Below are 24584 nucleotides of genomic sequence, written 5' to 3'. Positions count from 1 at the left end.
TCCTTTGAATCTTCCGAATGAGGCGGGTTAATCGTCGAGCGTGAAGTTGAAGGGCAGCGTATGGGCGGCGCGAATCGCTTGCCCGTTCTCGATGTACGGCGGACAGGTGCTGGCGCGCGTCGCATCGAGCGCGGCTTCGTCGAGACGCGGGTAGCCGCTGCTCTTCTGCAACTGGACGCTTTCGATCTTGCCCGTCACGCCGATGATGAAGTGAACATAAGCCGTGCCCGTTTCGCCGCGGCGGCGCGACATCGACGGATAGGTGGGCTTCACGAAATTGCAGCTGAGTGCCGATACGTTCTTCGGCGCGCTGACCTGCATCGTCTCGCGAGCCGGGCCGGGTGCGGCGGCCGGCGCGGCAGGGGCAGGCGCGGCGGGAGCGGGTGTCGGATCGGCAGCCGCCGGCGCGGGCGTCGGCGACGGGGATTGCGCGACCGGCTGAGGCGTCGGCTTGACCGCCTTCTGCACGGGCTTCGGCTCGACCTTGGGCTTCTCGCGCGGCACGGGCTTCGGCGGTGCGGGCTGCGCGGCCGATTGGACCGCGACCGGCTGAGCGGCAGGCGCAGGCGGGATGAGTTGCGCGGTGATCGACTGGACCTCGATCTCTTTCGGCGGCGGCGCGTTGCGATGGAGCCAGGCGGCCGCCAGCATGATCGCGTGTGCGGCAAGCACACCGACCGCGACGGTGATGACCCGGGGATTCATACGTGGGGCAGCCGGCAGGACGCCGGCAGGAGCGGATTGCGAAGCCTGCATGTTAGCTTGAAAGGACGACGTCGCACCCGGGGCGCGCCGGGTGAATCGGTGTTACTTGCGGAAGATCAGCAGCGAGATGCACACGGTGGTCACAAATCCGATCAGCAATTCCATGACAGGCTCCTTGGCAGGTAAGCCGCTGGCTCGCGCGGAAGATGGCTTGCTGACGGTCGGACATCAAATGCGGCCGCAGCCGCGTGCGTACGCTCGGCGCCGCTCAGGCGGCCTTGCGGTCGTAGAACGTGACCGGGATCGGGTGAGCGTGGTGCTCGACGCCGCACCGGCTCGCGCAGACGCCTTGCTCGGCCATGAGGTCGCGTACGGACTCCTCGCACTTGCCGCAGCACGTGGCCACGCCGAGCTCGAACTGGAGTTCATCGAAGGAACTCACGCCCTCGGCGAGGGACGCGCGAATCTTGCGATCGGAAACAGACTTGCACACGCAGACGATCATGATGAGTTGCGATAGCTAACGTTAATGCGAATTATTATCATTAAATTTGCGAGCGTTGACAAGCCTGGGTTCGGCTTTTTTTAAGGTCATCGGACCCTTGAAATGGAGGGGCGGCGCAGCGGCCGGCGGAGAGGGTGAACCGGCGGCGTGCCGGCCCGCTTCAGGCGGTCGCGCAGGCGCGCGCGTTCGGCGAGGAAATGGTGACGGATTCGACCGGCACGTCGAGGCCGAGCAGCGACGACGCGAGTGCGCGCAGTTGCAGGCCGTCGCTCGTCGAGCAGAAGCGCGGCGGCGCGGCACGCGTGCCGGCCGGCGCGCGCAGGCCGCGTTCGTCGAGCACACGCGTGAGCTGGCGGGCGATGGCATCGCTCGTGTCGACGATCGTCAGGCGGTCGCCGACAAGGTCACGAATCGTTTCCGTGAAGAACGGGTAGTGCGTGCAGCCGAGCACCAGCGTATCGGCGCCGTCGTCGAGCATCGGCTGCAGGTAACGCTCGAGCAACGCACGCAACGCGGGCGAGTTCGTGTCGCCGCGTTCGATCGCTTCGACGAGCCCGTGGCCCGGCTGGCAGATGAAGCGGCGGCCCGCGCCGTAACGGTCGAGCAGCGCCTGGAAGCGCGGGCTGTTCAGCGTCGATTGCGTGGCGAGCACGCCCGCGATACCGGTCGCGGACACGGCGGCGGCCGGTTTGATGCCCGGCTCGACACCGACGAGCGGGATCGACAGGCGTTCGCGGATGGCCGCGATCGCCCGCGCCGTTGCCGTGTTGCAGGCGATCACGAGCGCTTTCGCCCCTTCGCGGGCGAGCCACTCGCCGATGGCCAGCGTACGCTCCGTAATGAACGCCTCGTCGCGCGGACCGTACGGTGCATGGTGCGAATCGGCGACGTAGACGAACGACTCGCCGGGCAGGTGCGCGCGCACGGCGCGCAGCACCGACAGGCCGCCGAGCCCGGAATCGAAGATGCCGACGGGGGCGGCGCGGTGGTTCGTCATCGTCATGCTGAAGGCAAGGTGGCGATCGAGGGGGGGAGGATTACTCGGGCGAACCCATCATCGTCTGCTGGTAGTTCTGCAGGCCGACCTTGCCGATCAGGTCGATCTGCGTTTCCAGCCAGTCGATGTGCTCTTCGGTGTCGTCGAGGATCTTTTCGAAGATCTCGCGCGACACGTAGTCACGCACCGATTCGCAGTAAGCGATCGCTTCCTTGCACGTCGACTGCGAGATCTGCTCGAGCTTCAGGTCGCACTTCAGGATCTCTTCGGTTTCCTCGCCGACCAGCAGCTTGTGCAGATCCTGCAGGTTCGGCAGGCCGTCGAGCATGAACACGCGCTCGATCAGCCAGTCGGCGTGCTTCATTTCGCCGATCGATTCGTCGTATTCGTGCTTGCCGAGCTTGTCGAGGCCCCAGTGCTTGTACATGCGCGCATGCAGGAAGTACTGGTTGATCGCCGTGAGTTCGTTCTTCAGTTGGGCGTTCAGGTATTCGATGACTTTCTTGTCGCCTTGCATGGCTGTTCCTTGTTCAATGGGGCTTCAGAAACCGAACGATAATCGCTCGAACGGGAAATGCCAAGCCTCGGAGCCTTGTCGGGCCTGCCTTTTGCCGGGAATGAGAATCAGCGTCGAAGCACCGGCCGCGCGCAATCATGAGAATGAGAAGTAAAAAGGCCGGATCGTCGTCCGGCCTTTCGTGCGAGTGCGCTTAAGCGGTTGCGACCGGGATCTTGCCGATCTTCGCCTGCCACTCCTTCGGACCGGTCTGGTGCACCGACGTGCCCGACGAGTCGACGGCCACCGTCACCGGCATGTCCTGCACGTCGAATTCGTAGATCGCTTCCATGCCGAGGTCTTCGAACGCGAGCACCTTCGCGCCGCGGATCGCCTTCGACACGAGGTAAGCGGCACCGCCGACCGCCATCAGGTAGGCCGCCTTGTGCTTCTTGATCGCGTCGATCGCGACCGGGCCGCGTTCGGCCTTGCCGACCATCGAGATCAGGCCCGTCTGGGCGAGCATCGTCTCGGTGAACTTGTCCATCCGCGTGGCCGTCGTCGGACCTGCCGGGCCGACTACTTCGTCACGCACCGGATCGACCGGACCGACGTAGTAGATCACGCGGTTCGTGAAGTCGACCGGCAGCTTCTCGCCCTTCGCCAGCATGTCGGCGATGCGCTTGTGCGCGGCGTCGCGGCCCGTGAGCATCTTGCCCGACAGCAGCAGCGTCTGGCCCGGCGTCCAGCTCGCGACTTCTTCCGGCGTCAGCGTGTTCAGGTCGACGCGCTTGCTGGTTTCCGTGTTCGGTTCCCACTGGACCTTCGGCCAGGCGTCGAGCGACGGCGCCTCGAGCTTCGCGGGGCCCGAGCCGTCGAGCACGAAGTGCGCGTGACGCGTGGCCGCGCAGTTCGGGATCAGCGCGACCGGCTTCGATGCCGCGTGCGTCGGAGCAGCCATGATCTTCACGTCGAGCACGGTCGCGAGGCCGCCGAGGCCCTGCGCGCCGATGCCGAGCGCGTTGACCTTCTCGTGCAGTTCGACGCGCAGCTCCTCGACCCAGTCCTTCGGGCCGCGCGCGATGATTTCCTGGATGTCGATCGGCTCCATCAGCGATTCCTTCGCCATCAGCATCGCCTTCTCGGCGGTGCCGCCGATGCCGATCCCGAGCATGCCCGGCGGACACCAGCCCGCGCCCATCGTCGGGACCGTCTTCAGCACCCAGTCGACGATCGAATCGGACGGGTTCAGCATCACGAACTTCGACTTGTTCTCCGAGCCGCCGCCCTTCGCCGCGACCTGCACGTCGACCTTGTCGCCCGGCACGATCTCGTAGTGGATCACGGCCGGCGTGTTGTCCTTCGTGTTCTTGCGGGCGCCTTCCGGCGGATTGACGATCGACGCGCGCAGCACGTTGTCCGGGTGCGTGTAACCGCGGCGTACGCCTTCGTTGATCATGTCGGTGAGGCCCATCGTCGCGCCGTCCCAGCGCACGTCCATGCCGACCTTCACGAAGATCGTGACGATGCCGGTGTCCTGGCAGATCGGGCGCTTGCCCTCCGCGCACATGCGGCTGTTCGTGAGGATCTGCGCGATCGCGTCCTTCGCGGCCGGGCTCTCTTCCAGCTCGTACGCGCGGCCGAGGGCCTGGATGTAGTCGAGCGGGTGGTAGTAGCTGATGTACTGCAGCGAATCCGCGATGCTCTGGATCAGGTCTTCCTGTTTGATGACGGTCATGGCTGAGACTCTGTGGGGACTGTGGGGAATACGTTTATGCGTGGACGGCAGGTTCGACCGATTTGCGGGACACGGCCGGCGTCGGCGCATGCGTCTCGTGGAAATGGGCCGGGTGCGTGTGGGTCGTCAGGCGGTCGACCCACGCCATCACGAGCGCCGACACGAGGAACGACACGTGGATGAGCACCTGCCACATGATCGCGTGCGTCGTGTGCTGATCCGGGTTGATGAAGGTCTTCAGCAGGTGGATCGACGAAATGCTGATCAGCGCCATCGACAGCTTGACCTTCAGCACGCCCGCGTTCACGTGGTCGAGCCACTCGGGCTCGTCGGGATGGCCCTCGATGCCGAGGCGCGACACGAACGTCTCGTAGCCGCCGACGATCACCATGATCAGCAGGTTCGAAATCATCACGACGTCGATCAGGCCGAGCACCGCGAGCATCACGCTGATCTCGTCGAGGGAGCTCGCGTGCGACAGCAGGTGCCAGACTTCCTTCAGGAACAGGAATACATAGACGGCCTGCGCGACGATCAGGCCCAGATAAAGCGGAACCTGGAGCCAGCGGCTCATGAAGATCAGCGCGGGCAGCGGGCGCAGGGGACGACGGGTGGAGCCGGGCGAATGCGGGGCAGACATGATGGTGGTACGGGCGCTGTGCGCAGGTATCGGGGGTAATCTTGAAAAGGCGCGCTATTGTAACGCGTCGGCCGGCGCGACTGCAGCGACGCGCCGGCGCTGCCGGGGACGGATCAGGACGCGGCAGCCGGCACGCGCTTCACGCGCAGGCTCGCGAGCACGATGCCGGTCACGACGCAGGCGAGCGCGATGCCGTGCGCGAGCGTCGGGCGTTCGCCGAGGAAAGCGATGCCGTACGCGGCGGCGGCGACCGGCAGCACCGCGCTGAACACGCCGGCGAGACTGCCCGGCACGTGCCGGATGCCCTTCATCCACAGCCAGAACGAGAAGATGCTGGCCGACAGCCCGTACCAGACGACGAGTGCCCACGTACCGGCCGGCACGCTCGCGTAATCGAAATGCCACAGCGCCGTCGCGCCGAGCGGCAGCATCAGGCACAGGCCGAACAGGTGCGTGTACGCGCAGATGTCGATCGGCGCGAGCGTCTGCGTGAGCCGGCGCGACAGGATCACGTAGATCGATTCGCAGCACACGGCACCGAGGATCAGCAGGTTGCCGGTCAGCGAGCCGGACGACGTGCCGGCGCCGTGCGCGGACGCGCTGCCTGCGCTGCCGTTGGCGAGGTTGATCGTCACGACGCCGGCGATCGCGAGCGCGATCGACACGAGCGCACGGCCGTTCGGTTTTTCCCGCAGGATCAGCCACGCGAACAGCGCGACGATGGCGGGGATCGTGCTCGTGATCACGCCGGCCGCGACCGCGCTCGTGCGCTGCACGCCGTTGAGCATCAGCAGCGTGAACATGAAGGTGCCGAAGAATGCCTGCAGGAACAGGTTCAGCCATTCCGCACGCCGGACCGCGCGCATCTTCACCGGGCTGAACAGCGGCCACAGCACGGCGATCGCGATCACGAAGCGCAGCGTGGCGAGGATGGCGACCGGGACGAAGACGACGATGGATTTACCGATACCGACGTTGCTGCCGACGAACAGCATCGACAGGATCAGGAAGAGGGCGTAGCGATTCAAGCTGGAGTCCGGGGGGCGAGTTCAGTTAGGATTGTAGGGTCGCGTTTGTAACAGCGTAAAGCCGGCTGTCATGCAGCCGACCGCAAGGCGGCGCTGGCGTGCGAAACGGTCATGCCGCGTAAGTGACGGGTAAGTTCGAGCGCTTATCGTGGATATCGCCGGGCCGTACGTCCATCGTCGCATGACGTGGTGCGGCGCAGCATCGTGCGCAGCCTCCGGGCCGCGCGCGGGTGGGTGGGAGACAGCGGCGCACATGCGCCGGCCAAAGAAGCGCGGCGCGCATGATCGCGCCGCCATGCAGAGGATTCATGTTCACCAAGGGGTTGTCGATGTCTGCGATTGAATCGGTTCTTCACGAAACCCGTCAGTTTGCGCCGCCCGCGGCGCTCGAGAAGGCGGCCAACATCTCCGGCATGCCGGCCTACCGCGCGCTGGTCGCCGAAGCCGAGCAGGATTACGAAGGCTTCTGGGCGCGTCTCGCGCGCGAGGGCCTCAGCTGGCACAAGCCGTTCACGAAGGTGCTCGACGAGAGCGACGCGCCGTTCTACAAGTGGTTCGACGACGGCGAACTCAACGCGTCGTACAACTGCCTCGACCGCCACGTCGAAGCCGGCAACGGCGAGCGCGTCGCGGTGATCTTCGAGGCCGACGACGGCACCGTCACGCGCGTCACCTATGCCGAGCTGCTGGCGCGCGTGTCGCGCTTCGCGAACGCGCTGAAGAAACGCGGGATCGGCAAGGGCGATCGCGTCATCATCTATATTCCGATGTCGATCGAAGGCATCGTCGCGATGCAGGCCTGCGCGCGCATCGGCGCCACGCACTCGGTCGTGTTCGGCGGCTTCTCCGCGAAATCGCTCAACGAGCGGCTCGTCGACGTCGGCGCCGTTGCGCTCATCACCGCCGACGAGCAGGCGCGCGGCGGCAAGACGCTGCCGCTCAAGAGCATCGCCGACGAAGCGCTCGCGATGGGCGGCTGCGAAGCGGTCAAGAGCGTGATCGTCTATCGCCGCACCGGCGGCAAGATCGACTGGCATGCCGAACGCGACCTGTGGATGCACGAGATCGCCGACGGCGAGTCCGACACCTGCGCGCCGGAATGGGTCGGCGCCGAGCATCCGCTGTTCATCCTGTATACGTCGGGCTCGACCGGCAAGCCGAAGGGCGTGCAGCACAGCACCGGCGGCTACCTGCTGTGGGCCGCGCAGACGATGAAGTGGACCTTCGACTGGAAGCCCTCCGACGTGTTCTGGTGCACGGCCGACATCGGCTGGGTCACCGGCCATACGTACATCACGTACGGCCCGCTCGCGTGCGGCGGCACGCAGGTCGTGTTCGAGGGCGTGCCGACGTATCCGGACGCCGGGCGCTTCTGGAAGATGATCGGCGATCACAAGGTCACGGTGTTCTACACCGCGCCGACCGCGATCCGTTCGCTGATCAAGGCCGCGGAAGCCGACGACAAGGTCCACCCGAAGAGCTACGACCTGTCGAGCCTGCGCATCATCGGCACGGTCGGCGAGCCGATCAATCCGGAAGCGTGGATGTGGTACCACAAGCACGTCGGCCAGGAGCGCTGCCCGATCGTCGACACGTGGTGGCAGACCGAAACCGGCGGCCACATGATCACGCCGCTGCCGGGCGCGACGCCGACGGTGCCGGGTTCGTGCACGCTGCCGCTGCCGGGCATCATGGCCGCGGTGGTCGACGAGACGGGCCAGGACGTGCCGAACGGGCAAGGCGGCATTCTCGTCGTCAAGCGTCCGTGGCCGGCGATGATCCGCACGATCTGGGGCGATCCGGAGCGCTTCAAGAAGAGTTATTACCCGGAAGAACTCGGCGGCACGCTCTATCTCGCCGGCGACGGCACGGTGCGCGACAAGGACACCGGCTACTTCACGATCATGGGCCGCATCGACGACGTGCTGAACGTGTCGGGCCACCGGCTCGGCACGATGGAGATCGAGTCGGCGCTGGTCTCGCACGAGCTGGTGGCGGAAGCGGCGGTGGTCGGCCGCCCGGACGACACGACTGGCGAGGCGGTGGTCGCGTTCGTGGTGCTCAAGCGCTCGCGTCCGGAAGGCGAGGAAGCGGCGGCGCTCGCGAAGGCGCTGCGCGACTGGGTCGGCAAGCAGATCGGGCCGATCGCGAAACCGAAGGACATCCGCTTCGGCGACAACCTGCCGAAGACGCGCTCGGGCAAGATCATGCGGCGCCTGTTGCGCTCGCTCGCGAAGGGCGAGGCGATCACGCAGGACACGTCCACGCTCGAGAACCCGGCGATCCTCGAGCAGCTCGCCGAAGTGCGCTGATCGCGCCTGTTGCGCACGTTGCGCGCACGGGCCCCTGCGCGGCAATCCCGATTGCCTGCGCAGGGGCTTTTTGCTAAATAACGGCATGACCGTTCCGCACCGTCCGGCGCCTGCCGCGCCGCCGCCCGTTCCCGAGCCGCTCGCGCGTGCGCATGCGCGCTATTGGCGCTTCAACGTCGCATTGATCCTGGTGCTGATGGCGATCGGCTTCACTGTGTCGTTCGTCGTGCCGTTCTTCGCGCCCGCGCTCGCGGGCATTCGCTTCGCCGGTTTCAGCCTGCCGTTCTATGTCGGTGCGCAGGGCGCGATTCTCGTGTATCTCGTGCTGATCGTCGTCTACATCGGCTTGATGCAACGCGCGGACCGCATGCTGCGGCGCGCGTACGACGAACATGCCGCGCACGCGGGCAATGCGCACCATGCTCGCTGATCCATGCTGACGCATCGACTGATTCGCGCGTACGCGCTTTACACACTCGGCTTTCTCGGGTTCGTGCTGCTGCTGTGGCGGATCGAGCGCGCGACCGGCTCCGGCGTGTGGATCGGCTATGTGTTCCTGTTCGTGCCGATCGCCGTGTATGCGGTGATCGGGCTGCTGTCGCGCACGTCCGATCTCGTCGAATACTACGTGGCCGGGCGGCGCGTCCCATCCGCGTTCAACGGAATGGCGACGGCGGCCGACTGGCTGTCGGCGGCGTCGTTCATCGGCCTTGCCGGCTCGCTCTACGCAACCGGCTACGATGCGCTCGCGTACGTGATGGGGTGGACCGGCGGGTTCTGCCTCGTTGCGTTCCTGCTTGCGCCGTACGTGCGCAAGCTCGCGCGCTACACGATTCCCGATTTCCTCGGCACGCGCTTTTCGAGCACCGCCGTGCGCGCGCTCGCGGCCGGCGCGGCGATCCTGTGCTCGTTCGTCTATCTGGTCGCGCAGATCCAGGGGATCGGGCTGATCGCGACGCGCTTCATCGGCGTCGATTTCGCGATCGGGATCTTCTGCGGGCTCGCGGGCATTCTCGTGTGTTCGTTTCTCGGCGGAATGCGCGCGGTCACGTGGACGCAGGTCGCGCAGTACATCATCCTGATCAGCGCGATCCTGATTCCCGTGTCGCTGATCGCGATGAAGAACGGGCTCGGGCCGGTGCCGCAGTTCAATTACGGCAAGCTGATGGAACGCGTGGCGGCGCGTGAGGCGCAGCTGCGCGACGCGGCCGAGGAGCAGCAGGTGCGCGATGCGTATCGCCGGCAGGCGGCGGCCGTGCAGGCGCAGCTCGATCGCTTGCCCGCATCATATGCGGATGCACGCCGGCAACTCGTCGACCAGCTCGCGGACCTGCGGCGCCACAACGGGCCGCTGCGCGAGATCAACCAGCGCGAGCGCGAGCTGGCGGACTTTCCGCGCGACCCGACGGCGGCGCGCGTGACGTGGACACAGGCGCGCGACGACCTGCTGGCACGCGCCGAGCCGCCCGTGCCGATGCACGAGCCGTTTCCCGCGGCGAACGACGACGACCGCAAGCCGCGCGAGCGGAATTTCCTTGCGTTGTTGCTGTGCCTGTCGCTCGGCACCGCGAGCCTGCCGCACATCCTCACGCGCTACAACACGACGACGTCGGTCGCATCCGCGCGGCGCTCGGTCGGCTGGACGCTGTTCTTCATCGCGCTGTTCTACCTGAGCGTGCCGGTGCTCGCGGTGATGATCAAGTACGAGATTCTGACCAACCTCGTCGGGCGGCCGACCGCTGAATTGCCCGCGTGGGTCACGCAGTGGCATCACTTCGAGCCGGACCTGATCAGCGTCGTCGAGGTGGTTCGCGACGGCATCGTGCACTGGTCCGAGATCCAGATGCAGCCGGACATGGTCGTGCTCGCCGCGCCGGAGATCGCGGGGCTGCCGTATGTCGTGTCGGGGCTGATCGCGGCCGGTGCGCTGGCTGCAGCGCTGTCGACCGCGGACGGGTTGCTGCTGACGATCGCGAATGCGTTGTCGCACGACGTCTATTACTGCATGGTCGCGCCGGATGCGTCGAGCCAGCGGCGCGTGACGATCTCGAAGGTTTTGCTGCTCGGTGTCGCGCTGTTCGCGTCGTATGTCGCGTCGCTCAATACCGGGAAGATCCTGTTTCTGGTCGGGGCGGCGTTTTCGCTCGCGGCGTCGAGTTTCTTTCCGGTGCTCGTGCTTGGGGTGTTCTGGAAACGCACGACGACGCGCGGTGCGATCGCCGGGATGGTGACGGGGCTCGCGGTGTGCGTGTACTACATCGTGTCGACTTATCCGTACTTCACGCAGCTCACCGGATTCGCCGGGCAGACGTGGTTCGGGATCGAGCCGATCAGTTCAGGCGTGTTCGGCGTGCCGGCGGGGTTCGCGGTGGCGATCGCAGTCAGCCTGTTAGATCGGCAGCCGGATGAGTATACGCGGGCGTTGGTGGATTACATTCGGCATCCGTGACGCGAAGGCGCTGGATGGGGGGCATCGTGGCGGGAAAAAGAAAGCCCCTTGATTTCTCAGGGGAATCAAGGGGCTTCCTGCGTTCTGGCGGAGAGAGGGGGATTCGAACCCCCGATAGGCGATTAACCTATACACGCTTTCCAGGCGTGCGACTTAAACCACTCATCCATCTCTCCGGAAGACCGAAAGTATAGCAAACTCTGGCGGCCTCCCGCCACTCTCTTTGGCGAGCCACTGAAATTAACCGGGAAGCCGCCTCCCGCGGCTCGCGCGGCGGCCCTGCGTCGTCCGAATGCAGCCGCCGCGGAAGAGCCGTGCCCTCAACTCACGCCCGCGCCCGCACGCACGGCGTCCCGACTCTGCTATCTTCCCGGGCATCTCACCGCTTTCCCGCCTCTCCATGACCGACCGCATCGTCGCCGCATTCGATTTCGACGGCACCATCACGACCACCGACAGCTTCCGTCATTTCGTCCGCTACGCGGTCGGCACGCCGCGTTTCGCATGGGCCGGGCTGCGCGCGCTGCCGTGGATCGTCGCGATGAAGGCGGGCCTCTTGTCGCGCGGCGATGCGAAGGCGAAGTTCGCTTGGTTCGCGTTCGGGCCGATCCGCGAGGACGCGCTCGACGCGCTCGCGCGCCGCTTCGTCGATGGTTATCTGCCGAACCTCGTGCGTCCGGACATGCTGGAACGGGTGCGCGAGCATCAGGCGCGCGGGCATGAAGTCGTGCTGGTCAGCGCGTCGCCGTCGCTGTATCTGGAGAAGTGGGCGAAGACGGTCGGCATCGGCACGGTGCTCGCGACGCGCCTCGCGTTCGAGCGCGGCGCGTTTGCCGGGCGGCTGAACGGCGAGAACTGCTGGGGCCCGCAGAAGGTCGTGCGCTTGCGCGGCTGGTGGGGAAATCAGCCGCCCGCGAAGCTGTTCGCGTACGGCGACAGCCGCGGCGACAAGGAAATGGCCGAACTCGCGAACCGGGCATGGATCCGCGGGCAGGGACCGATGCCGGCGATCGGCGCTGAAGGACTGACCGACTGACCAGCTAATCGACTGACCGACTGACGGGACCCGCGGGGACCCGCGCGGCGAGCCGCGCCGCCCGCCGTTACGCGTCGGCCCGCTGCGCGCCGCGCGCACCGTGAATCGGACGATACGCGCCCCAGCGATTGGCTCGCCTGAACGTGCCGACATCGTTGAACCGCACGCCGACTTCACGCAGCGCCGCATGCGCGGTGCGCGCGGTCAGCTGCCGGATGTAGAACGGATCGCGCACCACGAAGTGATGGATCGCGTGCGTGCTGCCGAAGTTGAAGCAGAACAGCTGGAACGGCAGCATCCACCACGGGTTGAGCACCTGGGTCTGCTGGATCACGTTGCGCGAATCGATGTCGCCGAAGTAATGCATGTTCGAGCTGACGAAGTTGATGCAGAAGCTGCGCACGAAGTTCGGCCCGAGCCACACGACCGCGAGGAAATCGACGACGCTCATCACGCGCTCGACGACGGCCGGCACGGTCACCGCGTAGCCGAACGCATGCAACGCGAACAGGCCGGCGTGATACACGATGAACGCGTGCCACAGCGCGTAGTACGCGTGACCGACCGGCATGTAGGACGACACCTGCTCGATGCGCAACTGCGCACGCTCGGCCGCATCCTGCACCGGCTGCGCGGCCACGTACTGCTTGACCTTGCGGCGCATCGCATCCGGCCGCAGCACGACGGCGAGCATGCCGTCCGCGATCATCAGCAGCCGCTTCACGCCCCAGCGTTCGCCGTTGGTGATGCCGAATTCCTCGAGATCCGATTCGCCGCCCGATACCTTGTGGTGATGCAGGTGCATGCGCCGGCGCGTCCACGGGTTGATCGTGCCCGGCCGCGTGAGCCAGCACAGCGCCATCATCAGGTGATAGGCCCACGGCGTCTTCTTGAAGTACATCAGGTGGATCAGGTCGTGCTCGAGTTCGTGGATCAGCGACGTGACGAACGCGGCGAGCGGCAACGCGACGTACCACGCGATCGCGCTGCGCGCATACAGCCATGCGATCGCGAGCATCGCGCCCACCGACACGGCCATCACGGTCGCGCCGACGAGGTTCTGGTTGTCGAGCAGCGGAAAGCGCGCGCGGATCGCGTCGCTCGCGGCGTTGACCTCGCGGCGGACATACGCGACCTTGTCGGCGTCGTGGCGAAAGACGGTTCGTGCGGGTTGGCTCATCGACCGGAATCCGTGCGGAAAGAGTGGGGCGCAATGCCGATGTGACAAGCATAGGCGCGCCCCGGAGCGCATGCGAGGGCCGCCGGTGCCAATGATGGTGTCATTTCGGGTCACGGTGGCCGGTGCGCGGGCGTGCGATGCCGCATCGGGCGGCTAGAATGCCGCTGCGGTGTCATTGCGGGCCAGCAGCGCTACAATCCGCCGAAACCGCTCCGGAGTCCGCCGCATGGCCCTGTCCGCCCCGGATGCCGCGCGCCAGCTGAACAAGGCGACGGTATCGTCCGCGTATGCGCTGTTCATGCTGATGCTCGCCGAGGAGCGCGGCATCGATGGCGGCCGGATTCTCGCCGGCTCGGGCGTCGAGCGCGAGCGGCTCGCGCAGCCCGACGCGCGCATCACGCCGCTGCAGCAGGCGGCGATCGTGTTCAACCTGCTCGAGGCGACGGGCGATCCGTCGATCGCGATCGAGATCGGCCTGCGCAGCAGCCTCACGAAATCCGGGCTGATCGGCTTCGGGCTGATGAGTTGCGCAACGCTCGGCGAGGCGATCGCGCTCGGCATCCGCTACCTGCCGACGCGCGTGCCGTTCTTTTCGGTACGGCTCGCTGAGCTCGACGGGATAGTCGACATCGACGTGCTCGAGGCGTTTCCGCTCGGCCGGTTGCGCCAGTTCGCGGTGGAGAACTTCCTGGTCGAGACGGCGATCCTGTTCAACTCGCTGCTCGATCCCGCGCCGGGGCGCACGCTGCAGTCGCGCGCCGAGCTGCATTTCGAATGGCCCGAACCGCCGTGGTTCGAGCGCTATCGCGCGCGGCTGCCGCGCTGTCATTTCGACGCGAGCGCGAACCGCATCCGCTGCGACGCCGCGCTGCTCGACGAGCCGATCGGCACCGCGAACGCGCAGACCGCGCAGATGATCGTCCAGCAATGCGAGGCCGAACTCGCGCGGCTCGGCTATGCGGAAAGCATCGTCGAGCGCGTGCGCAACCTGCTGATCTGCGGCGACACCGGATATCCGTCGGTGGACGAGGTCGCGCGCGAACTGCATGTGTCGGCGCGCACGCTCAAACGCAAGCTCGCGGAATTCGGTGCGACCTATTCGGCGCTGCTCGACGAGATCCGGCTGCGCGATGCGCTCCGGTTGCTCGAGGGCACGCGCCTGCCGGTCGACGAGATCGCGGCGCGGATCGGCTATACCGACCGCGCGAATTTCACGCGTGCGTTCAAGCGCTGGACCGGCGTCGCGCCGAGCGAGCGGCGCTGACTGCGCGCCGGGCGGCGCGGGCCGGTGCCGGTCGTGCGCCCGGCGTCGATGAAGCGATCATGGGATCCATCGGTCGATGGACCCGTCAGACGATCGCCACCCAATTCGCCCCGCGGCCGCCCGGCACGCGGGCGTGCAACGCCAGCGTGCCGTCGTCCGGCGCGATCGCGTACACCGACACGTATTCCGACTGCTCGCCGCACGCGACGAGCCAGCGTCCCGACGGATCGATCGCGAAGCCGCGCGGCTGCGTTTCGGTGGCCGTCGCGTGTATGGGTTCGAAGGCGCCGTCCGCATCGCGGCGATAGCAGAGCAACTGGCTCGACGTGCGTTCGCTCACATACGCGAAGCGCTCGTCGGGCGTCAGGTGGAGATCGGCAGCCCACACGGCGGCCCCGGTCGGCGCGGGCGGGCGCGCATGGCCTTGCGCGAGGCCGGCGACGGCCGGGTGGCGCGCGCTGACCCGTGCGTCGCCGAGGCGGCCGCTGTCGGCGTCGCGCGCGAAGGTCGCGAGCGTGGCCTGGAATTCGCCGACCGCGACCAGCATCCGGCCGTCGCGCGCGAAGCGCAGGTGGCGCGGCCCGAAGCCGCCCGGCACGCGCGTTTCGCCGTGCTCGACCGCACGCAGGCCGCCGGCATCCTCGATCAGCGCGAACGTGAAGATCCGGTCCGAGCCGAGCGAGCTCACGTACGCGAAGCGGTTGTCCGGCGACACGACGACCGCATGTGCGTTCGCGATGCCGTGCGCGACCTGCAGCGCTGCGCCGTCGCCGTCGCGCACGCGCGCGGCGTCGTAGAGGCTCAACGAATGGCCGCCGTACGACGCGCCGAGCAGCCAGCGGCCGCTGCGGTCGAGCGACAGGTAGGCGAGGCTCGCGTCGATCGCGGTCGCGCCGATGCGGGCGAGCGCGCCGGTGGCTGCGGCGACGCGGAATGCGACGATCGTCGGCTGCTCGCCGCGCGTCGCGACGTACAGCCGCGCGCGATCGGGTTGCACGGCGACCGGCATCGCGACGTCGCCGGCCGGGTAGCGGGCGAGCGGCGCGAGCGTGCCGTCGGACGTGAGCGAGAACGTGGCGAGGTCGCCGTCGACGGCATTCGGGACGACGACGGTCAGGCGGTCAGTGTTCGGCATGGCGGAGCATTGCGGTGTGCGTGAAGGACTCGCCGGTCGGCAGGCCGCGCGGCGGATCGCTGCGCGGCGCGTGCGCGCGAACGGCGCGGCGACCGTGGCGACTAGGAACGCGATCGCGAGCGCATCCCGGCCGCCCGCGATCGAACCCGTATGTTGCTTCAGATAGCCGAAGGCCGTCGGCAGCGGTCGATATCGTCCGCGATGAACATGATCGACACGAGCGGCAGCACGTGCCATTTCACTTTCGAGGTGGCGGATGCGAGCGGGGCGCGGCCGGGCAGGGCGGGCGAGGTCAAGGGAGTCTCCGGGCGGGCGGCGAACGGGGCAGCGGCCCGCGTTCGCGTCGGGTGGGGATCTAAGTAGTATGTTGTCGTATGACATGGTACGCTTGAGATCCTGATATGACGTCACGGGTTTACCCGGAGCGTATTCAAAAATCGGGAAATGTCGGGACGTTGTCGCCGTGCGCGATCACGTCTGATGACGGATGACGTGGGTTGGCAGGCATGCCGCTCGGTGCTGCTCTGCGGCGGACTTCGCTCCGGCAACCTGCCGGCCTCGTACGCGGCCCGCTATGCCATCGACACGACGCTGTTCAGCAGCATCTTCACGAGCACGGCCTGCCGCGTCGCGCCCGTCTTCGCGAAGATTCCGCGCAGATGCGCACGGGCGGTGTTCTTCGTGATGCCGGTCGCGGCGGCCGCTTCGTCGAGCGTCAGGCCGTCGACGAGCAGCAGCGCGATCTCGGTTTCCATCGGCGTGAGGCGGAACAGCCGGTGCAGCATGTCGCGCGAGGTCTGCGGCGACGACGCCGGATCGCGGACGAACACCGCGACGGCCGGCCGGTGCTGGCGGTCCTCCGCGCCGTGAAAGGGCGCGAGCGGGCGCAGCAGCACGTTCAACGGCATCGCGCCGCCGGGGCGCGACAGCGTGGTGGCCTCGATGCGGCCGAGCGCACCCGCGCGGAAATGCTCGAGCGCGGCCTGCAGCGCCTTCTGCAGCCGGCGCTCGTCGAGCGGGCACGATGCATGGAGCCGCTCCTGGCGCAGGCACAGGCCGTCCTGCTGCTCGAACAGCCGCTCGGCGATGCGGTTGTGCTTGATCACGCGACCGTCCTCGTCGAGGATCGCGGTGCCGACGTCGAGCCGGTCGACCGTGCCCGCGTACAGCGCGCGTTCGGCGTCGAGCACGTCGAGCGCCGCGTGCAGCTCGACCGCGCGCTGCAGGTGCGGCAGCAGCGTCGCGACCTGCGCGCGTTCGGCCGCGTCGAAGTCGCGCGCATGATGCGGGCGGCTCACGAAGAACGCGCACTCGACGCCGCGCTCGCCGCGCAGATTCGCGCCGAGGATGAAGCGCAGGTCGAGCGGCTGTAGGTATTGCCGGTAGAAATCGTGCGCGCACCAGCGCGTCGCGCCGAACAGCGTGTCGGCCGTGAACACCTGGCCGGGCGGGTGGTCGAGAAACGGGCACAGCGCGTAGAACTCTTCGCTGTACGATGGTTCGCCGGGCAGCAGCGGGCCGTGGGTCGATGCGTTGATGATGAGCCCGCGCCGCGTGCCGCGCGGGCTGCGCAGCACGAGCGTCGTGAAGCTCGCGTCGAGCCGCACGCGCATCGCTTCGAGAAAGCCCGCCCAAGGCGTCGTCTCGGACGGGCCCTGATAGACGAGCCCGAGCCACGCGCTGAGTTCGCGGGCCGTCCATGCCGCGTCGTCGAAGCTGTCGTGTGCGGCCGTGTCGCCGGGCGCCAGCGCGATCCGCATGCTCGTGTTCTCCTGGGTCGGGGTGAATGCTCCCGAGCCAGCATACCGACAGGCCAGCCGCCCGCGTCATCCGAACGGAGTAGACGACGCGGGCCGTGCCGGAGCGACGCAGCGTGCGCAGCCCCCGGCGCCGCTTACGCGGTGCGTTCGCGCAGCAGGTACGCGACGATGCGTTCCGCCGCGGCCTCCGGCGACTCGGCCACCGTATCGATGCGCAGTTCCGGCTGCGCCGGCGGCTCGTACGGCGAGTCGATTCCCGTGAAGTGCTTCAGTTCGCCCTTGCGCGCCTTCTTGTACAGCCCCTTCGGATCGCGTTCCTCGGCGACCGCGAGCGGCGTGTCGACGAACACTTCGACGAACTCGTCGGGACGAACCAGCGCGCGCGCCATGTCGCGTTCCGCGCGGAACGGCGAGATGAACGACACGAGCGTGATGAGCCCGGCATCGAGCATCAGCCGCGCGACTTCGGCCACGCGCCGGATGTTCTCCACGCGATCGGCCTCGGTGAAGCCGAGATCGCGGTTCAGGCCGTGCCGCACGTTGTCGCCGTCGAGCAGGTACGTGTGCTTGCCGAGCGCATGCAGGCGCCGCTCGACGAGGTTCGCGATCGTCGACTTGCCCGCGCCCGACAGCCCGGTCAGCCATACGATGCGCGGCGTCTGCGCCTTCTGCACCGCGCGCGCGTCGCGGTCGACATCGACGGCCTGCCAGTGCACGTTGTGCGCGCGGCGCAGCGCGAAGTGCAGCATCCCGGCGCCGACCGTGTCGTTGGTGAAGCGGTCGATCACGATGAAGCCGCCGGTGTGGCGATTCAGGTCGTACGGATCGAACGCGACGGGCCGGTCGAAGCTCAGGTTGCACACGCCGATCTCGTTCAGCGCGAGCGTGCGCGCGGCGAGATGCTCGCGCGTGTTCACGTCGATCTTGTACTTCGGCGTCGCGCAGGTCGCGCCGACCGTCTGCGTGCCGAGCTTCACGAGATACGGCCGGCCCGGCAGCAGCGGTTCGTCGTGCATCCACACGAGCGTCGCCTCGAACTGGTCGGCGACTTCCGGCGGCGCGTCGGCACGCGCGATCATGTCGCCGCGGCTCACGTCGATCTCGTCGGCGAGCGTGAGCGTCACCGCTTCGCCGGCGCGCGCGACATCGGCTTCGCCGGCCGGCGTGATCACCGACGCAACGCGGCTCTCCTTGCCGGACGGCAGCACGCGCACGCGTTCGCCGACGCGCACTTCGCCCGACGCGATGCTGCCGGCATAACCGCGGAAGTTCAGGTGCGGACGGTTGACCCATTGCACGGGCAGCCGGAACGGCTCGTCGCGCGTCACGCGCTCGACGAGCGGCAGCGTGTCGAGATGCCGCATCAGCGGGGGGCCCGCGTACCATGGCATCCGCTCGCTCGATGCGATCACGTTGTCGCCGCGCAGCGCGGACATCGGAATGCTGACGATTTCGTCGAGGCCGAGTTCGGCCGCGAACGCGCGGTAGTCGGCATCGATACGCTCGAACACGGCGCGGTCGTAGTCGACCAGGTCCATCTTGTTGATTGCGAGCACGACGCGCTTGATGCCGATCAGCGCGACGAGATGGCTGTGGCGGCGCGTTTGCGTGAGCACGCCCTTGCGCGCGTCGATCAGGATCACCGCGAGATCGGCGGTCGACGCGCCGGTGATCATGTTGCGCGTGTACTGCTCGTGGCCGGGCGTATCGGCGACGATGAACTTGCGTCGCGCGGTCGCGAAGAAGCGGTACGCGACGTCGATCGTGATGCCCTGTTCGCGCTCGGCCGACAGGCCGTCGACGAGCAGCGCGAAATCGAGTTCGCCGCCTTGCGTGCCGACCTTCTTCGAATCGGCTTCGAGCTGGGTCAACTGATCGTCGAACAGCAGGTTCGATTCGTAGAGCAGACGGCCGATCAGCGTGCTCTTGCCGTCGTCGACGCTGCCGCACGTGATGAAGCGCAGCAGGTCCTTCGGTTGCGCATCGTCGGAGTGCATGTCGGGCGTCGTGTGCGCAAGTGCCTCGGGGGCGGTGAGTACGTGTGCCATCAGAAATATCCCTCCTGTTTCTTCTTTTCCATCGAACCGGCCGAATCGCTGTCGATCAGTCGTCCCTGGCGCTCGGACGTGCGCGTGTCGCGCATTTCCTGCAGGATGTCGTCGAGCGAGCTCGCGTCGCTGTCGATCGCGCCCGTCAGCGGATAGCAGCCGAGCGTGCGAAAGCGCACCTTGCGCGTCTGCGGCACTTCGCCGTCGCGCAGCGGCAGGCGTTCGTCGTCGACCATGATCAGCGCGCCGTCGCGCTCGACCACCGGCCGCTCCTTCGCGTAGTAGAGCGGAACGATCGGAATGTCGTGCAGCCGGATGTATTGCCAGATGTCGAGCTCGGTCCAGTTGGAAATCGGGAACACGCGCAGGCTTTCGCCGCGGCGCTTGCGCGCGTTGTACAGCGACCAGAGTTCGGGACGCTGGCGCTTCGGATCCCAGCGGTGCTGCTCCGAGCGCAGCGACACGATGCGCTCCTTCGCGCGCGATTTCTCCTCGTCGCGGCGCGCGCCGCCGAACGCGGCGTCGAAACCGTAGTGGTCGAGCGCCTGCTTGAGTCCCTGCGTTTTCCACACGTCGGTGTGCACGGCCGAGCCGTGCGTGAACGGATTGATGTCGTTCGCGACGCCGTCGGGATTCACGTGCACGCGCAGGTCGAGGCCGAGGCGCGCGGCCGTCTCGTCGCGAAACGCGATCATCTCGCGGAACTTCCACGTCGTATCGACGTGCAGCAGCGGAAAGGGCGGCTTCGCCGGGTAGAAGGCCTTCATCGCGAGATGCAGCATGACCGAGCTGTCCTTGCCGATCGAATAGAGCATCACTGGGTTTTCGCTTTCCGCGACCACCTCGCGCATGATGTGGATGCTTTCGGCCTCCAGTCGCTCCAAGTGGGTCAACATCGTTCGTCTCCTTGTTGCATGCCGGCGCCGCGCGACATGTGCGGCGTTTCGTGCATGACGCCAACGGTATCGAGCGAGGGCGGTGCCGTTCTTCGTCCGGGTGGACTAACACGCGGCGCGGCGGGCAGCGGATCTTTCCTTAGTCCACCCGGACGAAGTGGCGCGCGAGGCGCTCGCTTAAGGTGAGCGCTCGACCATCGGCGGAGACGACACATGACGGACGACACACGCGCCACGCAATTGCTTTCGGGCCAGACCTGGGCCGATTTCTGCGACACCCTGAAACGCAGCGGCGAGCAGATCCTGCGCGCCGAGGCGCCGGACGATCCGCTCACGCGCGCGGAAGGATTCCGCTACCTGAGCCGGCTGATGCGCATCGCGCTCGAAATGCACGTCGAGTTCGCGGACGGCGCGTGGCCCGGCTTCTTCTCGCCGTCGCACGAGACCGCGAAGATCGGCGCCGACAATCCCGACAACCTGTACCAGTACGCGCGCCTCGACGGCCGCTGCGAATATCGTGTGACGGGGCGGCGCGGCACGGTCGCATACCTGAGCTTCGGCACGCAGAAGGGCGGTTACGAGACGGACGGCAAGATGCTGCAGACCGGGTTTCTCGACGCGAAGCAGCTCGAGCTCGCGCCGGACGGCAGCTTCGAGATCGTGCTGAGCGAAACGCCGCGCGCGGGCAACTGGGTGCGCATGGAGCCGGGTACGAACGCGCTGCTGGTGCGTCAGACTTTCCTCGACCGGCGCGCGGAGACGCCCGCGCAATTGAAGATCGAACGCATCGGCGCGCACGATCGCCCGGCGCCGCTCGATCCGCTCGTGCTGCAGGGCGGCCTCACGCGCGCCGCGCAGTTCGTCGAGCAGACGGCGAAGCTGTTCGCCGACTGGGCCGCGAGCTACGGCTCGCACGTAAACGCGCTGCCGCCTGCGGACCAGGCGCTGTGCCAGTCGGTCGGTGGCGATCCGAACATCTACTACTACCACTCGTGCTGGTCGCTCGCCGACGACGAGGCGCTGGTGATCGACGTCGACACCGTGCCCGACTGCGATTTCTGGAACGTGCAGCTCAACAATTACTGGATGGAGTCGCTCGACTATCGGCACTTCGACATCTGCGTGAACAAGCACAGCGCGCGGCTGAATGCGGATGGCGGCGTGACGGTGGTGGTCGCCGCGTCGCGGCCGGGTGGCGCGAACTGGCTCGATACGGCCGGGCATCGCACCGGCACGATCTGCTGGCGCTGGGTCGGCGCCGCGCAGCCGGTGCATCCGCGCACGCGCGTCGTCAAGCTCGCCGCGCTGAAGGAGGCCGCATGAACGCGCCGCTCGACCCGATCCGCACCCAGCTCGACGCCGACGCGCTGATCGCCGAGGCCGTGTCGCGCACGGGCGGCCTCACCGTGTTCGGCGACGGCCCGTATCGCGAGGCGCTCGACGTGATGTGCGCATCGCTGATCGACGAAGCGAAGCTGTCGGCGCGCGGTGTGGCGATGATGCGCGAGAAACTCGTCGGCCAGCTCGTGAACCGGCTCGTTATCGAGGATTACTTCGGCCGTCATCCGGAGATCGCCGACATCGAGATCGACGATCCGCTCGTGATCGTCGGGCTGCCGCGCACCGGCACGACGCTGCTGCAGCGGCTGCTCGCGGTCGATCCGCGCTTTTATTCGGCCGCGTGGTGGGAAACGCGCTATCCGGCGCCGCTCGCCGGGGAGACGCTCGACGCGCCGAGCGTGCGCATCGCGCGCGCGCAGGCCGAGGTCGCGACGATGATCGACTGCATTCCGCAGATCCTCGCGATCCATCCGCTCGACGCGATGCTTGCCGACGAGGAGTTCATGCTGATGGAGCATTCGTTCGTGTGCGCGATGGATTCGTACGCGAACGTGCCGGGCTATACGGCGTGGCTCGCGAAGCAGGACCTGACGCCGGTCTATACGCACCTGAAGCGGATGCTGCAGTTCCTGCAGTGGCAGAAGGCGCAACGCGGCGTCGCAGCGGCCGCGCGCTGGCTGCTGAAGACGCCGCAGCATCTGCATGCGCTCGACGTGCTGTGCCGCGTGTTTCCGCGGGCACAGGTCGTGCTCACGCATCGCGACCCGGCGCAGACGATTCCGTCGATGGCGAGCATGGCGCACACGCTGTGGCAGATGTATGCGGACGACCCTGATCCGCGCACGGTCGGCGCGCAGTGGAACGCCGGCATGGCGCGCGCGATCGGCGCGGCGATGACGGCGCGCGACGCGCTGCCGGCCGAGCGCTTTCTCGACGTGCGTTTCGAGGACACGGTGTCGGATCCGCTCGGCGTGGCCGAAGCCGTGTACCGCTTCGCGGGCATGTCGCTCGATGCGCCGCAGCGCGCGGCGATGACGGCCTGGATGGCGCGCAACGGCCGCGACAAGCGCGCCGCGCACGATTACTCGATCGCGCGCTTCGGCTTCACCGATGCGCAACTGGAGCACGACTTCGCCGCGTATCGCGCGCGGCACCTGCGGGCGGCCGGCTGACGGCGCGCCCGCGAGACGAACGACAACCAGGAGACAACCCATGTTGCTGAAGGACAAGATCGTCGTGATTTCAGGGATCGGACCGGGGCTCGGTGTGAAGCTCGCCGTCGAGGCGGCACGCGAGGGCGCGCGCGGCGTGGTCGTCGCGGCACGCACGATGGACAAGCTCGACGACGCGGAAGCACGGATCCGCGCACTCGGCGTCGCGTGCGACGTGCTGAAGGTGCGCACCGACATCGCGGAGCGCGCGCAGTGCCGGCGGCTCGCGACGCAGGCGGTCGAGCGCTTCGGCCGGATCGACGCGCTCGTGAACAGCGCGTTCGCGCACGGCACGTTCCCGGAGCCGGTCGAGGAAGCCGATCTCGACGGCTGGCGCGCGGTGTTCGACACCAACGTGTTCGGCACGATGACGCTCACGCAGGAAATCGTGCCGCACATGAAGCGGCAGAAGCGCGGCGCGATCGTGATGATCAACACGCAGGCGACCCGCAAGCCGTTTGCAGGGGAAGCGGGCTACGCTGTATCGAAGGGCGCGCTCGCGGTTGCGGCAAAATACCTGGCGCGCGAGCTTGGCGTGCACGGGATCCGCGCGAACAGCATCCACATGGGCTGGATGTGGGGCGTGCCGACGCAGACGTATTTCCGGCAGGCGGCCGCCGAGTACGGCACGACGGAGGAGGCGATCATCGCGCCGATCGCGTCGAACATCGCGCTCGCGAAGCTGCCGACCGATGACGACTGCGCGCGCGCCGCGCTGTTCCTCGCGTCGGATTACGCGAACGCGGTGACCGGCGCGACGCTCGACGCGAACGGCGGCGATTTCATGCCCTGAGAACGGAGCAACGGATCATGCAGGAACGACAACAGGAACAGGGGCGCCACTTCTTCGCGTTCAACGGCGACGCGGACGGCCTGTGCGCGCTGCAGCAGCTGCGGCTCGCGGAGGGCGAACGCGGCACGCTCGTGACCGGCGTGAAGCGCGACATCAGGCTGCTCGAGCGCATCGACGCGCGGGCCGGCGACCGCGTGACCGTGCTCGACGTGTCGCACGACCAGAACCGCGACGCATGCGCGCGGCTGCTGCGCGACGGCGCCGCGGTTCGCTACTTCGACCATCACTTCGCGGGCGAGCTGCCCGGCGATCCGCGTTTCGACGCGTATATCGACACGGCCGCCGACGTCTGCACGAGCGCGCTCGTGAACCGCCGTCTCGGCGGCCGGCATGTGCGCTGGGCGATCGTCGCGGCGTTCGGCGACGAACTGCCGGCGCTCGGCGACGCGCTCGCGCGCGCATACGGGATCGACGCAGCCGAACGCGGCACGCTGGCCGAACTCGGCCTCTACCTGAACTACAACGCCTACGGCGAATGCGTCGGCGACCTGCATTTCGATCCGGCGGTGCTGGCCGACGCGATGCTGCCATGCGTCGATCCGCTCGACTTCGTGCGCGACACGCCGGTGTTCGCCGCGTTGCGCGACGGCTATCGCGACGACATGGCGCTCGCGGGCGCACTCGCGCCGTTGCGCGACGTGCCGGGCGCGACGCTGATCAGGATGCCGGATCATCCGTGGGCGCGGCGCGCGACGGGGATGCTCGCGAACGAGCGGATGCGCAATGCGCCGCATGCGGCGCTCGCGGTGCTGTCGCCGCGCGCGCAGGGCGGGTTCGTGGTCAGCGTGCGCGTGCCGGACGGCCGGGCGCTCGGCGCGGACGAATTCTGCCGCGGCTTCCCGACCGGCGGCGGGCGCAAGCGCGCGGGCGGCATCAACCATCTGCCGGAAACCGAATTCGACGCGTTCGCCGCGCGCTTCGAAGCGGCGTTCCGTCTCGACTGACCCGAGGGCCTGCGACACGCGCGCCGTGCAACGATGCCACGGCGCG

21 protein-coding genes, 1 tRNA gene and 2 pseudogenes are annotated in these 24584 nt (G+C 67.6%); 9 read left to right on the top strand and 15 right to left on the bottom strand.

Annotated features, from left to right (window positions below):
- Positions 1–27 precede the first annotated feature (27 nt).
- From DIE04_RS27875 to DIE04_RS27845, 7 genes are all read right to left on the bottom strand, one after another.
- Entirely contained in the window at positions 28–756 is a 729-nt protein-coding gene (locus DIE04_RS27875) for an energy transducer TonB (RefSeq protein WP_044849000.1), read from the bottom strand.
- Between the two features lie 217 nt (positions 757–973).
- A complete protein-coding gene (locus DIE04_RS27870) occupies positions 974–1210 on the bottom strand; it encodes a bacterioferritin-associated ferredoxin (RefSeq protein ID WP_011885486.1) in 237 nt (78 codons plus the stop codon).
- Between the two features lie 160 nt (positions 1211–1370).
- Positions 1371–2213, bottom strand: coding sequence for a glutamate racemase (murI, locus tag DIE04_RS27865; protein WP_124524012.1), 843 nt, complete (start codon positions 2211–2213; stop codon positions 1371–1373).
- A 34-nt stretch (positions 2214–2247) separates the two neighbouring features.
- Positions 2248–2724 (bottom strand): bacterioferritin, encoded by a 477-nt coding sequence (bfr, locus tag DIE04_RS27860; RefSeq protein ID WP_006482753.1) that lies wholly within the window; start codon positions 2722–2724, stop codon positions 2248–2250.
- A 193-nt stretch (positions 2725–2917) separates the two neighbouring features.
- A complete protein-coding gene (locus DIE04_RS27855) occupies positions 2918–4441 on the bottom strand; it encodes a fumarate hydratase (RefSeq protein WP_006478316.1) in 1524 nt (507 codons plus the stop codon).
- 34 nt (positions 4442–4475) lie between these two features.
- Positions 4476–5081: a TIGR00645 family protein gene (locus tag DIE04_RS27850; RefSeq protein WP_124489791.1), complete on the bottom strand. Its 606-nt coding sequence runs from the start codon at positions 5079–5081 to the stop codon at positions 4476–4478.
- Positions 5082–5194: 113 nt separating this feature from the next.
- Complete coding sequence (locus DIE04_RS27845) at positions 5195–6109, bottom strand: DMT family transporter (protein ID WP_124524008.1); 915 nt, start codon at positions 6107–6109, stop codon at positions 5195–5197.
- 329 nt (positions 6110–6438) lie between these two features.
- Between DIE04_RS27845 and acs the strand changes: the two genes are divergently transcribed.
- From acs to DIE04_RS27825, 3 genes are all read left to right on the top strand, one after another.
- Positions 6439–8421 carry an acetate--CoA ligase gene (gene acs / locus DIE04_RS27835; RefSeq protein WP_124573305.1) on the top strand — a complete coding sequence of 661 codons (1983 nt, stop codon included), beginning with the start codon at positions 6439–6441 and terminating at the stop codon, positions 8419–8421.
- An 85-nt stretch (positions 8422–8506) separates the two neighbouring features.
- On the top strand, positions 8507–8851 hold the full coding sequence (locus DIE04_RS27830; RefSeq protein WP_124489532.1) for a DUF4212 domain-containing protein: 345 nt from the start codon (positions 8507–8509) through the stop codon (positions 8849–8851).
- Between the two features lie 3 nt (positions 8852–8854).
- A complete protein-coding gene (locus DIE04_RS27825; RefSeq protein ID WP_124523739.1) occupies positions 8855–10870 on the top strand; it encodes a sodium:solute symporter family protein in 2016 nt (671 codons plus the stop codon).
- An 85-nt stretch (positions 10871–10955) separates the two neighbouring features.
- Here the strand turns inward: DIE04_RS27825 and DIE04_RS27820 are convergent.
- A tRNA-Ser gene (locus DIE04_RS27820) sits at positions 10956–11046 on the bottom strand.
- Between the two features lie 224 nt (positions 11047–11270).
- On the opposite strand from DIE04_RS27820, the gene DIE04_RS27815 reads away from it, so the two are divergent.
- A complete protein-coding gene (locus tag DIE04_RS27815) occupies positions 11271–11906 on the top strand; it encodes an HAD family hydrolase (RefSeq protein WP_124489534.1) in 636 nt (211 codons plus the stop codon).
- Between the two features lie 67 nt (positions 11907–11973).
- On the opposite strand, the gene DIE04_RS27810 is transcribed toward DIE04_RS27815, so the two are convergent.
- Positions 11974–13086: a fatty acid desaturase gene (locus DIE04_RS27810; RefSeq protein ID WP_124523606.1), complete on the bottom strand. Its 1113-nt coding sequence runs from the start codon at positions 13084–13086 to the stop codon at positions 11974–11976.
- A 226-nt stretch (positions 13087–13312) separates the two neighbouring features.
- On the opposite strand from DIE04_RS27810, the gene DIE04_RS27805 reads away from it, so the two are divergent.
- The gene (locus DIE04_RS27805; protein WP_124523604.1) at positions 13313–14350 is read left to right on the top strand and encodes an AraC family transcriptional regulator; all 1038 of its coding nucleotides are present in this window, start codon (positions 13313–13315) and stop codon (positions 14348–14350) included.
- A gap of 85 nt (positions 14351–14435) precedes the next feature.
- Here DIE04_RS27805 and DIE04_RS27800 read toward each other — a convergent pair whose 3' ends face one another.
- From DIE04_RS27800 to cysD, 6 genes and pseudogenes are all read right to left on the bottom strand, one after another.
- Positions 14436–15485, bottom strand: a complete 1050-nt coding sequence (locus DIE04_RS27800) for a beta-propeller fold lactonase family protein (protein WP_124523603.1) — start codon at positions 15483–15485, stop codon at positions 14436–14438.
- Positions 15472–15665, bottom strand: a pseudogene (locus DIE04_RS30270) (MFS transporter); the annotation flags it as partial. The pseudogene DIE04_RS30270 and the gene DIE04_RS27800, both read right to left, overlap by 14 nt.
- Complete coding sequence (locus DIE04_RS29910) at positions 15644–15781, bottom strand: hypothetical protein (protein WP_185500437.1); 138 nt, start codon at positions 15779–15781, stop codon at positions 15644–15646. The pseudogene DIE04_RS30270 and the gene DIE04_RS29910, both read right to left, overlap by 22 nt.
- A gap of 276 nt (positions 15782–16057) precedes the next feature.
- On the bottom strand, positions 16058–17245 hold the full coding sequence (locus DIE04_RS27790; RefSeq protein ID WP_044847637.1) for a helix-turn-helix transcriptional regulator: 1188 nt from the start codon (positions 17243–17245) through the stop codon (positions 16058–16060).
- 134 nt (positions 17246–17379) lie between these two features.
- Positions 17380–19293: a sulfate adenylyltransferase subunit CysN gene (gene cysN, locus DIE04_RS27785; protein ID WP_124523602.1), complete on the bottom strand. Its 1914-nt coding sequence runs from the start codon at positions 19291–19293 to the stop codon at positions 17380–17382.
- A pseudogene (gene cysD, locus DIE04_RS27780) lies at positions 19293–20213 on the bottom strand (sulfate adenylyltransferase subunit CysD); the annotation flags it as partial. The pseudogene cysD and the gene cysN, both read right to left, overlap by 1 nt.
- Before the next feature lie 189 nt (positions 20214–20402).
- On the opposite strand from cysD, the gene DIE04_RS27775 reads away from it, so the two are divergent.
- The 4 genes from DIE04_RS27775 to DIE04_RS27760 are packed head-to-tail and all read left to right on the top strand — an operon-like array spanning position 20403 to position 24538.
- Entirely contained in the window at positions 20403–21512 is a 1110-nt protein-coding gene (locus DIE04_RS27775; RefSeq protein ID WP_044847640.1) for a DUF1214 domain-containing protein, read from the top strand.
- Positions 21509–22702 (top strand): sulfotransferase, encoded by a 1194-nt coding sequence (locus tag DIE04_RS27770; protein WP_124523600.1) that lies wholly within the window; start codon positions 21509–21511, stop codon positions 22700–22702. Before DIE04_RS27775 ends, DIE04_RS27770 begins: the two co-directional genes overlap by 4 nt.
- 40 nt (positions 22703–22742) lie before the next feature.
- Positions 22743–23534 carry an SDR family oxidoreductase gene (locus DIE04_RS27765; protein WP_124523598.1) on the top strand — a complete coding sequence of 264 codons (792 nt, stop codon included), beginning with the start codon at positions 22743–22745 and terminating at the stop codon, positions 23532–23534.
- A 17-nt stretch (positions 23535–23551) separates the two neighbouring features.
- On the top strand, positions 23552–24538 hold the full coding sequence (locus tag DIE04_RS27760) for an acetyltransferase (protein ID WP_124523596.1): 987 nt from the start codon (positions 23552–23554) through the stop codon (positions 24536–24538).
- The last annotated feature ends 46 nt before the right edge of the window (positions 24539–24584 follow it).

Source organism: Burkholderia sp. Bp8994 (assembly GCF_003853805.1).
Lineage (GTDB): Bacteria > Pseudomonadota > Gammaproteobacteria > Burkholderiales > Burkholderiaceae > Burkholderia.
This window is presented reverse-complemented; position numbering and strand designations above follow the sequence as displayed.